14 protein-coding genes are annotated in these 13,272 nt (G+C 67.9%); 4 read left to right on the top strand and 10 right to left on the bottom strand.

Annotation, left to right across the window (positions count from 1 at the left end):
- Window positions 1-14: 14 nt before the first annotated feature.
- The 4 genes from LJ754_RS12315 to LJ754_RS12300 form a co-directional block, all read right to left on the bottom strand.
- Window positions 15-629, bottom strand: a complete 615-nt coding sequence (locus tag LJ754_RS12315; protein ID WP_227926819.1) for a hypothetical protein — start codon at window positions 627-629, stop codon at window positions 15-17.
- A 90-nt stretch (window positions 630-719) separates the two neighbouring features.
- Window positions 720-1,037: a hypothetical protein gene (locus LJ754_RS12310; protein WP_227926818.1), complete on the bottom strand. Its 318-nt coding sequence runs from the start codon at window positions 1,035-1,037 to the stop codon at window positions 720-722.
- 398 nt (window positions 1,038-1,435) lie between these two features.
- Window positions 1,436-1,840 (bottom strand): VOC family protein, encoded by a 405-nt coding sequence (locus LJ754_RS12305; protein ID WP_227926817.1) that lies wholly within the window; start codon window positions 1,838-1,840, stop codon window positions 1,436-1,438.
- Between the two features lie 67 nt (window positions 1,841-1,907).
- Window positions 1,908-2,258, bottom strand: a complete 351-nt coding sequence (locus tag LJ754_RS12300; RefSeq protein WP_227926816.1) for a winged helix-turn-helix transcriptional regulator — start codon at window positions 2,256-2,258, stop codon at window positions 1,908-1,910.
- A gap of 78 nt (window positions 2,259-2,336) precedes the next feature.
- Here LJ754_RS12300 and LJ754_RS12295 point away from each other — a divergent pair, with 78 nt between their 5' ends.
- Window positions 2,337-2,993, top strand: a complete 657-nt coding sequence (locus LJ754_RS12295) for an FMN-dependent NADH-azoreductase (RefSeq protein ID WP_227926815.1) — start codon at window positions 2,337-2,339, stop codon at window positions 2,991-2,993.
- A 114-nt stretch (window positions 2,994-3,107) separates the two neighbouring features.
- Here LJ754_RS12295 and LJ754_RS12290 read toward each other — a convergent pair whose 3' ends face one another.
- Both LJ754_RS12290 and LJ754_RS12285 read right to left on the bottom strand, forming a co-directional pair.
- Complete coding sequence (locus LJ754_RS12290; protein ID WP_227926814.1) at window positions 3,108-4,292, bottom strand: thiolase family protein; 1,185 nt, start codon at window positions 4,290-4,292, stop codon at window positions 3,108-3,110.
- A 51-nt stretch (window positions 4,293-4,343) separates the two neighbouring features.
- On the bottom strand, window positions 4,344-5,462 hold the full coding sequence (locus tag LJ754_RS12285) for a hypothetical protein (protein ID WP_227926813.1): 1,119 nt from the start codon (window positions 5,460-5,462) through the stop codon (window positions 4,344-4,346).
- A 329-nt stretch (window positions 5,463-5,791) separates the two neighbouring features.
- Here LJ754_RS12285 and LJ754_RS12280 point away from each other — a divergent pair, with 329 nt between their 5' ends.
- Complete coding sequence (locus tag LJ754_RS12280) at window positions 5,792-6,952, top strand: acyl-CoA dehydrogenase family protein (protein WP_231706329.1); 1,161 nt, start codon at window positions 5,792-5,794, stop codon at window positions 6,950-6,952.
- On the opposite strand, the gene LJ754_RS12275 is transcribed toward LJ754_RS12280, so the two are convergent.
- Both LJ754_RS12275 and LJ754_RS12270 read right to left on the bottom strand, forming a co-directional pair.
- Window positions 6,949-8,130 carry a hypothetical protein gene (locus tag LJ754_RS12275; RefSeq protein ID WP_227926811.1) on the bottom strand — a complete coding sequence of 394 codons (1,182 nt, stop codon included), beginning with the start codon at window positions 8,128-8,130 and terminating at the stop codon, window positions 6,949-6,951. The genes LJ754_RS12280 and LJ754_RS12275 overlap by 4 nt on opposite strands.
- Before the next feature lie 180 nt (window positions 8,131-8,310).
- Complete coding sequence (locus LJ754_RS12270; RefSeq protein ID WP_227926810.1) at window positions 8,311-8,886, bottom strand: excalibur calcium-binding domain-containing protein; 576 nt, start codon at window positions 8,884-8,886, stop codon at window positions 8,311-8,313.
- 477 nt (window positions 8,887-9,363) lie between these two features.
- Between LJ754_RS12270 and LJ754_RS12265 the strand changes: the two genes are divergently transcribed.
- Window positions 9,364-9,891, top strand: coding sequence for a hypothetical protein (locus LJ754_RS12265; protein WP_227926809.1), 528 nt, complete (start codon window positions 9,364-9,366; stop codon window positions 9,889-9,891).
- Window positions 9,892-9,943: 52 nt separating this feature from the next.
- Here LJ754_RS12265 and LJ754_RS12260 read toward each other — a convergent pair whose 3' ends face one another.
- Together LJ754_RS12260 and LJ754_RS16955 are read right to left on the bottom strand one after the other, a co-directional pair.
- A complete protein-coding gene (locus tag LJ754_RS12260) occupies window positions 9,944-10,618 on the bottom strand; it encodes a response regulator transcription factor (protein WP_227926808.1) in 675 nt (224 codons plus the stop codon).
- Window positions 10,615-11,754, bottom strand: coding sequence for a sensor histidine kinase (locus LJ754_RS16955; protein ID WP_227926807.1), 1,140 nt, complete (start codon window positions 11,752-11,754; stop codon window positions 10,615-10,617). Before LJ754_RS16955 ends, LJ754_RS12260 begins: the two co-directional genes overlap by 4 nt.
- 248 nt (window positions 11,755-12,002) lie before the next feature.
- On the opposite strand from LJ754_RS16955, the gene LJ754_RS12250 reads away from it, so the two are divergent.
- Window positions 12,003-13,253 (top strand): serine hydrolase domain-containing protein, encoded by a 1,251-nt coding sequence (locus tag LJ754_RS12250; RefSeq protein ID WP_227926806.1) that lies wholly within the window; start codon window positions 12,003-12,005, stop codon window positions 13,251-13,253.
- The last annotated feature ends 19 nt before the right edge of the window (window positions 13,254-13,272 follow it).

Genomic DNA, 13,272 nt, shown 5'->3' with positions numbered 1-13,272 from the left:
GCCTGGATTAAGATTTAGCCGATACCGAGCGCATAGAAGGCCTGCTCATAAAGGGCGGCCGATTCGTCGCCGAGCTTTCCGGTCACGCGGAGGAGCGCCGTTCCCTGCAGATACATGTATTCCCGTTTGTAGGCGGCGCCCAGGGCCAAGTGCTCCTGCAGCTGGGCGAAGCGCGACTGGGCTTCTGCTTCGGTGGCGAAGACTTCCACCACAGCCCCTCCAACAACGCTGTTCTCCGGCGCGGCTGCGGAGGCGTCGGCGATCCACGCCGCCGAGGTGTAATAGCCCGGCTGGCCGATGAATCCGCCCGGGTCATTCTCCGGCGTTACTTCAGTGACCGAGGTGATGCCGGGGACAACTGCCTGCAGCTGCTGGGCAATGGCTATGGCGGTGACGGGCTCGGCCGGGGTGGCCGGCGCCGGCGCGGAAGGGGTTGGCGGGGGCGTTAGCGTCGGCGTCGGAGTGGGGGCGGGCGACGGCGGGGCCGGCGGAGTTGTCGCGGCGGACGACGACGCGCTCCGGGAAGGCGTGGCCGGAGCGGATTCCTTGGCTGCCTCGGCGGAGGATGAACATCCCGCTAATCCGACAGCCGCGGCGAGCAACAGCACGGCAATGCTTCCCTTTTGCATTCTTCCCCCCAATTAGAGACCTGGTATGAGCACAGCCTACTCCGCGGGATCGAGCACTTTTCTTCGACCTTTCTCGGCGCGGGAGCTGCCTTATTCGGTGAAGGCCTGTTCGTACAGGGATGCCTGACTGGGCATGAGCTTCCCGGAAACCCGGAGCAGGACTGAACCCTTGAGGTAGTGATACTCAGTACCGAATGCCGGTCCCATGCTCTTGAGCACATCTTGGATGTAGGCAGCACGGGTCTGGGCATCTGCTTCGGTGGCAAAGACCTCGACGACAGCCCCACCGTCGACGCCGGTCTGGGCGGGATCCGCCGAGGTGTCGGCGATCCATGCGGCGCTCGTGTACTGTCCTGGACGCCCAATGAGCCCATTCGAATCGTTAGCTTCGGTCACTTCAGTGACCATGCTGATACTCGGAACTTTCCCCTGCAAACGGCCTGCCACACTCATTGCGGTCTCCGCCTCTACCGGTTCCGCCGGGCTCTCGTTCGGCGTCTCTACACGAGTAGGTTCGGCTGACTTTGCTTCTTTGGACGCTGTAGCGGACCCCGACGGCGCCGCAGCTTCACTGTCGGAAGAACACCCCGCAAGTCCGAGAGCACCCAAAATCAAAACTCCCACAATAAGTTGCTTGCGCATTTGTTCCCCATATCTATTTATTTATATGTAATCAAAAACCGCGTCACAGCCTATCCCGCTCCCGCCGTGTATCGAGTGCACGACACTGTCGCCGGTCAAAGCCTCTGGATGCCACGTGGAAACCAAGCAAACGCAGACCACCTGTGTATAGCTCTGAACCCGAGTCAACCCTGTTGTGACGTGGCGTACCGTTCCGCGTGGCTGCGCAGGATGCAGAATTCGTTGCCTTCCGGGTCAGCCAGTACCACCCAGCCGGTTCCATCCGGGCGGCGCTGGTCATCGACCTGCGTGGCTCCGAGTGTCAGCAACCGCGCGAGCTCCTGGTCCCGTCCGCCGGACTCTTCCGGCTGCAGGTCCAGGTGCAGGCGGTTCTTGACCTGTTTGCGGTCCGGCACCTTGATAAACAGCAGCCGCTGGGAGCCGTCGGGCGAGTAGATCATGCACTCGTCGTCGCCGGGCCCAAAGGGCTCCTTCGGATCTGCGTGGAAATCGAGCACCTGTGCCCAGAACACGGACTGCGCGTACGGGTCGAGGCTGTCGAAGGTTGTGTGGGAGATCGAAGCAGTCATGCGGGGAAGCCTACGGCCCGTTGCGGAAATTTTGCCTCCGGCCCGCCGGGCGGTCACCGCCGGGCGGTCACCGCTCGGGCTGCTCCTCCGACTGGGGAAGGTGGGCTGTTGCCCACTGCCCCAGCTGCCGCAGCAACGGCACCAGCTGCTCCCCGCTGGGTGTCAGGGTGTACGCCACCGAGATCGGCGGGCCGGGCTCCACAACGCGTGTCAGCAGCAGGGCCTCGGCCAGCTCGGTGAGCCGGTCGGAGAGTACGGCGTCGCTGATTCCCTCGACGGATCGCCGCAGGGCCGCGAAGGACAACGGCCCGGCGCTGAGGGCATCCACAATCATCCCGTTCCAGCGCTTACCCAGGATGGTGAAGGCAAGGCTGACCGCGGAATCACATGTGTGCATTGAAACCGGGCCTCTATCCATACGGCGATTCTACCGCTACTGTCAGCCTAGTCACTCTGAAAAACAGAGTTACTAAGGAACTTATTGATCGGAGACCCCATGACGCTCTTCCGCCTGGATGCCAGCATCCTGCCCGCCACGTCCGCCAGCCGTGCCCTCGGCGACCTCGTCGAGGAGCAGTGGACTGCCGCTCACCCTGATTCCAGCGTTCGACGCCGCGACCTCGCCGCTGAGCCGATCCCGACCGGGGTCTGGCAGGATGCCGTCCTGGGCGGCTTCTCTCCGGAAGCGGCCCGCACCGAGGAGCAGCACCAGGCTCTTGGCTTCGCCACTGAACTGGCTGATGAACTGACCGGTGCCGATGCGCTGCTGTTCACCGTTCCCCTGTATAACTTCGGCGTCTCGCAGCATTTCAAGACCTGGTTCGACCTCGCCTACACCGATCCCCGGATCAGCCCGGAGGGCACCGCACTGCGCGGCAAGCCGGCCGTGCTGGTCACCTCGCTGGGCGGAAACTACAACCCGGGCACTCCCAAGGAGGGGTGGGACCACTCCACCCCCTGGCTGCGCCGTGTACTGGCGGACGTCTGGGGCCTGGACCTGCGCGTTGTCGAGCGCCCCTTCACCCTCGTGGGCATGAACCCCGCCCTGGATCCCTTCAAGGACATGGCCGCCGCCCTGAAGGAGGAAGCGGAAACCGCCGCGGTGAAGTTCGGCCGGGAACTGGCCGGGCTGCGCCCCAGCCCCCTCGGCTAGGCTCCCTCCGTACACGCACCACCACGCGCGCTTATCGACCGTCCGCGCGCTTATCGACCGTCCGCGCACAAGCGGCACCCGCCCAAAGGCCGGGTGCCGCTTTGCTGCCAGTGGCTACACCCGTTCCAGCAGCATCGACACACCCTGGCCGAGCCCCACGCACATGGTCGCCAGGCCACGTGATGCCCCCTCGCGCTCCATCCGGTTCAACAGGGTCACCGTGATCCGCGACCCGGACGAACCGAGCGCGTGCCCGAGCGCAATGGCCCCGCCGTCGCGGTTCACCAGCTCCTCGTCCAGGCCGAGTTGCCGGATGCAGGCCAGCGACTGCGCGGCGAAGGCCTCGTTCAGTTCCACCGCACCGATGTCCCCCAGTGACCAGCCGGTCCGTTCCAGCACTTTCCGGGTGGCCGGCACCGGGCCGATGCCCATGACCGCCGGCTCCACCCCAGCGGAGGCGCCGTCCACAATCCGGGCGCGGGCGTCCAGCTTCAACCGGCGCACCGCCTCGGCGCTGGCGACGACGACGGCGGACGCGCCGTCGTTCAGCGAGCTGGCGTTCCCGGCGGTCACCACGCCGTCGGGCCGCACGATGGGCCGCAGCTTCGCCAGCGCCTCGGTACTGGTCTCCCGGCGCGGACCCTCATCGGTCTTCACCACGCCCTTTTTCGTTTCCACCGGGACGATTTCCGCCGCGAACCGGCCCTCGTCCACGGCGGCGAGCGCCCGGGTGTGCGAGCGCAGCGCAAAGGCGTCCGAGTCTTCCCGGGAAATCCCTTCCCGGGAGGCCAGTTCCTCCGCGGTTTCGGGCATGGAGTAGGTGGTGCCGGGCAGGTCGTAGAACTTCGGGTTGGTGAACCGGGCACCGATGGCCGAGTCCGCCAGCTCCCCGGGCTTCGCAAACGCCTTCTCCGGTTTGGCCAGCACCCATGGCGCTCGGGACATCGACTCCACTCCCCCGGCCACCACCACATCCGCCGCCCCGGACTTCACCATCTGGGAGGCGAGCAGTATCGCGCTGAGGCCGGAGGCGCAGAGCCGGTTCACGGTCATGGCCGGCACGGCGTCCGGGAAGCCGGCCAGCAGGGTCGCCATCCGCGCCACGTTCCGGTTGTCCTCTCCGGCCTGGTTGGTGCAGCCCAACAGCACTTCGTCGACGCCGGCGGGGTCCAGTCCGGCGCGGGCGACGACGTCGGCGAGCACCAGCGCAGCCAGGTCATCGGGCCGGACGGAGGACAGGGCACCGCCGTAGCGTCCCACGGGAGTACGGGCACCGGAGATCAGATAGGCCTCAGTCATGCTGGCCATCGTACTGTGATGCGCGCCACTTAGGGGTTCCGGCGGCGGTGCCTATGTGCCGCTGGGTGGGGACTGTGGGGTGCCCGCCGGCGAGGGGGTCGACGGCGAGGGGGTCGACGGCGAGGGGGTCGACGGCGGCGTTGGGACGGTTGGGACCGGAACGGGAGGCATCGTTAGTGTGGGAGTTGCGGTGGGAGTGGGTGTCGGAGCAGGCGGGGTCGGACACGGCGGTGGAGTTTGGGGATCCGTGGGCACTGGATCCGTCGGCACTGGCGGTGCCGCGGGCAGCGTCGGGCCCGGCTGGCTGCCCGGCTCTTCGGCTGCGTGCCGGCGCGCGGCGTCCGCCTGCCGGTGCGCCTCGGCCTGTTCGGCGGCAACACGGGCATTCTCCACCGCTGCCTGTTCAGCCGCCGCCTTCTCCGCTGCCGCACGCTGCTCGGCGGCCTGCCGTTCCGCGTCGATTTGGCCGCGCAACCGTTCAATTTCCGCACGGTCCGCGGCTGCCTGCCGATTGAGCCGGTCGGTGGCGGCACGCGCCGTAGTGATCCGCTCCGCAGAGGCCCGGTCCATCCACACCAGTTTCCCGGCCATGTCCCGGGTGCAGCGGTAGGCCGTGCGGCCCTGCGTGCGGGCGGCCCCGTCCGGGGAACAGCGCCGGTTCATCAGCGATGCCTCCTGCCCGGCGGTCGGCGACGGCGAGCGCGTTGCCTTGCTGCGCGGCGGCGTCGGCGGGTCCACATCCACCTGCGGGCTGGGTGCCCGTTCCAGCAGGCCACCGCGCTGCGGGGACGGCCCAGGTTCGAGCGGTGCGATAAAGCCCAGTGCTGCGGCGGGCCGCTCAGTCCCCACCGAGGGGGCGGCGATGCTCGTGGCCACCGTACCGACAGCCAGTACGACGACGCTGCCGGCCAGCGCCGCTTTCCGCTGCCTGCCGGTGTCCAGTCCGGCCCACGACCGGCGGTGCAGCGCCAGCGCGTACACCCCCGTGAGCAGCAGGAGGAAACCGGCAACCAGGATCCAGACGGCCAGGCCCATCACCCCGAAAAACGCCGCTACGCCAAGCAGAACTGCGGCGCCGACGACGACGGGCCAGGCCGAGCGCGGGGTTTGGCCCGGGACCTGCGGGCGGCGCCGGCGCGGACCGCGCGGCGGAGTGGGGTCGTAGAGCATGGCGCCTCGAGGAGGAGATTCAGCTCGTCAGCAGCGGCCGTCCCGGACCCCATGCACCCGTTCACGGCCAGTGCCCTTGGCATCAACGGTAGGCGCGGCCACGGGCAAACCTCTAGGGGCGAGGGCGAACATCGCCCGCCGCGACCGGTAACGACGCCGCCGCCCCGCCGCCGCCCCGGTGCGACCGGCACCCCGACGTCCCCGCCTCGACGCCGCCCCTTTGCAGGCTAATCCCCGCACGCTCCGCTAGCATTCCTCATACTCTTCTTTACCCCTGCCAACGCGAAGGCCTCCCCGTGACAACTGTTGACTCCCTGCCGGCTAACTCCCTGCCGGACCCCGGAGACCTGATCGACTTCGACGGCCTCCTGACCGCGGAGGAAATCACTCTGCGCGATAGCGTCCGCGCCTTCGTGGCCGCCGAAATCAAGCCGAACATCGCCCGCTGGTACGAGGACGCGGAGTTCCCGCTGGAGATCGTCCCTCAGCTGGCTAAGCTCGGGCTGCTCGGCATGCACCTGGAGGGCTATGGCTGTGCCGGCCGCTCCGCCGTCGAATACGGACTGGCCGCCGCGGAACTGGAGGCCGGGGACTCCGGGCTACGGACCTTCGTCTCGGTGCAGGGTTCCTTGGCCATGTCCGCCATCCACAAGCACGGCTCCGAGGAACAGAAGCAGCGCTGGCTGCCGGCTATGGCCGCCGGCGAGGCGATCGGCTGCTTCGGCCTCACCGAACCAACCGCCGGATCGGATCCGGCCGGCATGAGCACCTACGCCCGGCGCGACGGCGGCGACTGGGTCCTCAGCGGCACCAAACGCTGGATTGGACTGGCCTCGGTGGCGCAGGTGGCCGTGATTTGGGCGCAGACCGACGGCGGCATCCGCGGCTTTGTGGTTCCCACCGACACCCCGGGTTTCACCGCCACCCCCATTGAACCCAAACTGTCCATGCGCGCCTCCATCCAATGCAACGTCCGGCTCGACGATGTCCGCCTGCCCGCCGACGCTGTCCTGCCCGGCGTCGTGGGCCTCAAGGGGCCGTTCTCCTGCCTGAACGAGGCCCGCTACGGCATCATCTGGGGTGCCATGGGCGCCGCCCGGGATGCCTTCGAAGACGCGCTGGCCTATTCCCGGACCCGGATGCAGTTCGACAAACCCCTGGCCGGGTACCAGCTGACCCAGCAGAAGCTGGTGGACATGGCCCTTGAAATTAACAAGGGCTTCCTGCTCGCCCTGCACATCGGCCGGAAGAAAGACGCCGGCACGCTGGGCCTGCACCAGATCTCGCTGGGCAAGCTGAACAACTGCCGCGAAGCCATCGCCGTCTGCCGCGAAGCCCGCACCCTGCTGGGCGGCAACGGCATCACCCTGGACTACTCGCCGCTGCGTCACGCCAACAACCTGGAATCGGTGCGCACCTACGAGGGCACCGATGAGGTCCACACCCTCATCCTGGGCCAGCACCTCACCGGCATCCCGGCCTTCCGCTAGACCGGTGCCGGGATCTGCGCTGCCTCCAGGTCCTGCTTGTCGGTGCCCGCGTCCCGGGTCGGCGCCGGGGGCGACACCGGGGGTGGTGCCGGAGGTGTAACGGAGCGGCCCGACGGCGGCGGCACAGTCGGATCCGGAGGTGCGGGCGGGCTCGGGGGCACGGTCGGGTCCGGCTGCGGCGGGGTCGGCGGCACGGTGGGGTCCGGCGTGCCGGGGGCAGGCGGTGGCGTTACCGGATCCGGCGTGCCCGGGGCGGGTGTTCCCGGGTCCGGTGTTCCCGGCGGTGGCGTGCCCGGTGCCGGGGGCGGCGTCGTCGGGTCCGGCGTTGCCGGTTCGGTGGGGTCAGGCGGGAACGGCGGATCCGGAGGTCCGGGCTCGCCCGGAACTTCGGGCGGAGGTGCAGGCGGCAGGGTGGCGGACGGGTTTTGTTCGGCGGCCCGGCGCGCGGCTTCCCGGGCCTGCTGTTCGGCCTGGAGCCTGTCCGCTTCAGCGCGTTGCGCCGCGGCCCGCGCTTCGACAAGCAGGTCCGCTGTTGCCCTATCCATCCAGACCAGCTCCCCTGCGGTGTTGGCTGTGCAACGGTATTCGATTTCGCGCTGCAGCCGCGAAGCACCGTCGGCGGTGCACGGCGAGTTGGCGAGTGCGGCTTCGGCCGCCGGGCTGCTTTCCGGTGTGTCCGCGGGCAGGCGAGCGCCCTGCACATCGGCGCGGACATCCTGCGGCCGCGGGTCTGCGGTCTCGGGCGAAGACGGCTCGGGGGAAGACTGCTCGAGCTCCGTCGCAGGGGGCGGCGGGGCCGCGGCGCCGTCGTCGTTGGTGGTGCGTGCCGGCTGCGGCACGGACATCACCCCGGCAACCACACCCACCACCAGCACCACGCCGCTGACCGAGAGGGCGAACTTCCGCTGCTGCAGCGTGTTCAGCCCGGCCCAGCTGCGGCGCCGGAAACCCAGGGCATAGAGGGCGCTGCACAGCAGCAGGACTCCGGCGGCCAGGATCCACACCGCTACCCCACCGACTCCCTGGAGCACCGCGACCCACAACAGCCCCGCCACCACTCCGAGGACTGGCCAAGCGGTGCGGGGATTGCGGAGCGGTGAGGGTCGGGCATTGGCCGACGGACCGGCGGAGGAAACGGACTCGGGATCCGGCTGGTCGGGCGTGGGCTGGTGGGACATAGGGCCTCGGCGGGACGGTGCCGGTGCGCTCCCGCCGCTGACAGTCGGGATTGGTCCGGCATCTGTTGCAGCAGCTTTACCGTCCGGGTTCGAGGCTCCGGTGAACTCCGGCGGGGGCTGCCCTTGGAACCACGCTAGGCGGCTCCAAGGGCAACATCTAGGGGTTGCCGAAACTGATGGCTACCGTTCGCAGCCGACGCCGTCGCCGTCACGGTCCAGATGGGTGCCGTAACCCGGCTGACCGATCCGTACCGGGGCTGCTCCGGCAGCCTTCGCTGCCGCGCAGTTCGGGTAATAGGCCGCTGCCGGAGCGGGGGCCGGAGCAACATACTGCTGGCGTGCCTGTTCGTCCGCTACCCGCTGGGCTTCGGCAGCAGCGGCAGCGGCCTGCTCATCCGCTACCCGCTGCGCTTCAGCGGCCGCTGCGGCGGCGGCCTCGTCGGCAAGGCGCTGCTGTTCGGCCGCTTCGGCAGCCGCGGCCGCTTCCTCGGCTGCTTTCTTGTCGGCAGCCTCCTTGTCGGCCTTTTCCTGGCGTGCGGCGACGATCTTCGTGGAATCGTCTTTAGTCATCCAGACGAGCTTGCCGTTGTCATTTTCCGTGCATACGTACACGGTGCTCTGGGCGGTGGGCGTCGCCGCGGGGGAAGCCTTAGTGGTCGTGGGTGAGGACGACGGCGAAGCCTTGGCCTTGGCGGTCGAGCCCTTCGCGCTCCGCGTCGGCGTCGGCGTCGCTGACTGCTTGACCGTCTGTGTCACTCCGGCCGATTTGCATGCCTGGTTGGCAACAACGGTTGGCGTCGGCGACGCCGACGCGGTGGATTTGGTGGGCGACGGCGTTGCGGACGCCGTCGGCTCAGAGCCTTCCGACCCGCCACCGCAAGCGGTGAGGGCCAGGACCGCAGTCAGGGTGACCGCGCCTAACGATAGTGAACGGGCGCGAGGCAGAAATGACATGGATCCCCCAGGAAAGAAAGCGTGTGAAAGTGGATGCGAACGCATCGAGTGACACAGTAGCAGCCCGCGGGCCGAAATGTTACCGGCCAGTAACCAGATTCTCATCAGCCGTCCGAATCCAAGTAGTTGAGGCACCTTGACCGCCGATTCGAGGCCCGCAGCCCTTCTGCTCCCCCGGCTTCTCTGGCTTGTCCCCGCCCGGGCACGTAGCTTCCATCCCCCTGTGACCAGGCACCACCGGCGCACGCACGGTGATCGGGTGAGCTTCGGAGGCGCGTTATGGACTGGCTGCTTGTTCTGACCGTGGTGCTGGTGCTTGCGGTCGGCTTTGGCACCGGCTGGCTGGCCAAGGCGTCCGTCGACCGGCGGGAGGGGTCGCGCGCCCTGAACGAGCTGGTGACGTACCTGCACCTGAAGCAGACCCTGGCGCCCATAGAGCCGCGGGCGGCAACCCCGGGGCCGGAGGTGGACCGAGCCCGGTCCGCAGTGGCCGACCTCCGGGAGAAAGTGATCGAAACCCTGGCACAGGTACACACCCGGTCCGGAGCCAACGAAGTGCTGATGCGTATGGCCGCAGCATGCACCCGGTATTTGCGCGTGGCCGGCGACGATCCCGCACGTTACCAGTTCGAGCTCATGGAACTGCGCCGGGGCCTGGTCGGGGAACTGCGGATCCTCAGCGACGGCCGGCGGGACGTGCTGTACCGCGGACCGGGCGAGCACGGAGCGGAACGTGCAGCCCGGAAAGCGGCGCCTAAAAAGAAACCGGACCGGCCGCGGAAACGAGGCGACCACCTCGCCCGCTGACCTGGCCGCACCCCGCTGACGCTCCCCTGATGCTTCCCTGACGCTCCCCCTGTCAGCCGCCAACCCGGGGCAGGGGCACAACGCCGTTCCGGAACGCCCACACCACGGCCTGCATCCGGTCGCGGGCACCGGTCTTCGTTAAGATTCCCGCCACGTGGTACTTCACGGTGGTGGCCTCCACGAACAGCCGCTCACTGATCTCCTGCGTTGACAGCCCTTCACACAGGAGCGTCAGGATTTCGGTCTCCCGCGCTGTCAGCGGCACAACCAGCGACGCCGGCGCGCTGCGCGGCCCGGCTGTCCGGTTCGCGAACTCAATCAGCACACGGCGGGTCAGGCGCTGGTCCAGGGTGCCGTCCCCGCGGGAGACGGAACGGATTGCACCCAGCAGGGCGTCCTCGTCGGCCCCTTTCAGCAGGAACCCGGAGGCTCCGGCTTCGAGGGCGCCGAAAACATAATCATCGAGTTCGAAGGTGGTCAGCATCAGCACACCCGTAGTGTTCTGCGGATCGCCGGTGATGGTCCGCGTCGCAGCGATGCCGTTGAGGCCCGGCATCCGAATGTCCATGCAGATGACGTCCGGGCGCAGCTCACGCACCAGCGCCACGGCCTCGTTTCCGTCGCTGGCCTCACCCACCACTTCGACGTCGGAGTCGGCTTCCAGGATCACCCGGAGTCCGGCCCGCACAATCGCTTGATCGTCGGCGATGGCTACTGTGATCGTCATGTCTCGTCCTCATAGGGAATCACCAGGGTATTGGTCCAGCCGCCGTCGTCATCGGGCCCCGTGCGCAGGGTTGCGCCGATCAGTTCCGCACGCTCGGCCATGCCGATCAAACCGTACCCGGAACGCGATCCCTGCCGCGGTTTAGCCGACGGCGCGTCATTGGCAACCGTCAGCCGCACCGACGTCGGCCCGTAGTCCACGCGGACAGCACGGGATGCACCGGGAGCGTGGTTCAGCGCATTGGCGAGGGATTCCTGGACCATCCGGTACGCCGCGATCCCCGCCAGCGGCCGGAGCTCCCGCGGCGTCCCGGACTCTTCAAAGCGGACCTCGGTCCCCGCCTGCGATGCTTCGGCCACCAGCGCCGGAAGGTTCTCCATGGAGGCAACGGGCGCAAGCTCGCCTTCGGCGTCGGGCCGCAGGAGCCCCACCGTTTGGCGGAGATTGTCCAGTGTGGTCCTCGCCGCGCGCTGCACCTGGCGGATGTATTCGCCGGCTTCCTCAGGGTCGGAGGTCCGCAGTGCCTGCGCCGCCTGGGCGCTGACAATGATGCCGGTCAGATGGTGGGCCGCGACGTCGTGCAGTTCCCGGGCCATCAGTGTCCGCTCCCGCAGCACGGCCTCTTCGGCCAGGCGTTCCTTTTCGCGTTCCGCAGCTTCGGCCCGCTCCTGCAGTGCCGCCAGGAGCCGGACCCGGCCGCCGATAATCTCGGCGGCAACCACTCCCAACCCAAAGACCAAAGCGGTGCGTGCCGCCGCAAAGGTCGGAATGAGTTCGGCAGGAACCACGGCGCTGGCCTGCACGGCGAACATCGTCACGACGACGGCGACCGCGGCAAGCCCTGCCGGCACCAGATAACGCTTCGGGCCGGCGGTTTCACGGACATAGGCATACACGGCAACTATTACCGCAATAGTTCCGGTGCCCACCTCGCCCGCGGAAAACAACAATGTGAGGCCGTCCAGGGCGGTGACCAAAAGGAGAACACCGAACGGAAAACGGCGGCGTGCGGGCAATACCGCGGCCTGGGCCAGCATCAGCAGAACCGGCATTAAATCCAGCGGACCTTTAACCGAATCCGCCTCGAAGGTGAGGACGCCCCACACATAGCCCACTGCCAGCAAAACAATGAGCACGGTGGGCGCGAACTTCCAGCGGGCCTTCCGCGCCCCGGGGCTGGGCCTGGGCCGGGGCCGGGCCGGAATTGATGAGCATCGGATCATTCTCGCTTACCCCAGGTGGAGGGCGCCCTATCCGCAAGAACAGGTCCGATCCTGTTCGCAGGCTGGGGGCGCTGCGTTCCGCTTCCGGGAACGCTGGTTCTCACCACCAACCGAGGGCAACGAGCACCAGGTGCCCCGCCATAACCGGAAGGAACACCACCATGAATCCCGAAACAGAACCCGCGGCCACCACCCACGAAACCAGGGCGCCGTCGTCGTTCAAGCGCACCATTGCCTTCGCGGCGACCGGCCTCCTGGCGGCCGGCACGGTCAGCGCCGGCGCCTGGTGGGGCATCAGCTCCGTTGCCGCCGCCGACACCACCGACGCCCCAACCGCGGCTGCCGGCAACACAGTGATCCAAACGCAGTTGGATCACCTGGTGGACCGCGGGTTTCCCGCAGCCCTGGCCTCGCTGACGCATCCGGACGGCAGCCATGAAGACTTTGTGTCCGGCGTCGGAAACGTCGAAACCGGCGAGGACGTTCCGGTGGACGGGGAGGTGCGCATTGGCAGCAACACGAAAATGTTCACCGCCGTCACCGTGCTGCAGCTGGTGGAGCAGGGACAGGTGGAGCTGGACGCTCCAATTGAGAAGTACCTGCCCGGCCTGCTGCACGGCGAGGGGATCGACGGCGCGAACATCACCGTCCGGCAGCTGCTGCAGCACACCAGCGGGCTGCCCGAGTATACGGACGCACTGGCCGTTGATTTCAAGCAGATGCAGCACTCCTACAAGTCTCCCCGGGACCTGATGGACATGGCCCTGGCGCAGCCGGCCCTGTTCAGCCCCGGGGAACGCTGGGAATACTCCAACACAAACTACATTGTGCTCGGGCTGCTCGTGGAAAAGGTGACGCAGCGCCCCCTCGGCGAGGAAATCACCCGCCGCATCATCGAACCCCTCGGCCTGCAGCACACCTATTTCCCGGCCCAGGGCGAACAGGAGTTCCGGGGTGCACACCCGTTCGGCTACCACATGGAGGCCGACCTCCAGCGATACGACGTGACCGAGCTGGATCCCTCCTGGGCCTGGGCGGCCGGGGAAATCATCGCCAGTCCCAGCGACCTGAACGAGTTCAACCGGGCCGTGGTCGACGGCCGCCTGCTCTCCGAGGCGTCAATGGCCGAAATGCAAAAGACGGTGCCCTCGGACGAGACCCTGTTTCCGGGCGCCCAGTACGGGCTCGGCCTGGAGCGCTACCCGCTGAGCTGCGGCGGCGAGATCTGGGGCCACGGCGGAGACATCCAGGGCTACGAGACGCGCAACGGGGTGACCGCCGACGGCACTGCCTTCACCATTGCCGTCACGTCCCTCCCCGCAGCCATCGGTGACCCGGCAAACGAGGAGCTGGTCCTGGAGAACTACAAGTCCGTGACGCAGGCCCTGGACACGGTCTTGTGCTCTAAGTAGATGCTGGTGCTCGACGCGG

The sequence above is a fragment of the Arthrobacter sp. zg-Y40 genome (genome assembly GCF_020731535.1).
Classification (GTDB): Bacteria; Actinomycetota; Actinomycetes; order Actinomycetales; family Micrococcaceae; genus Arthrobacter_B.
This window is presented reverse-complemented; position numbering and strand designations above follow the sequence as displayed.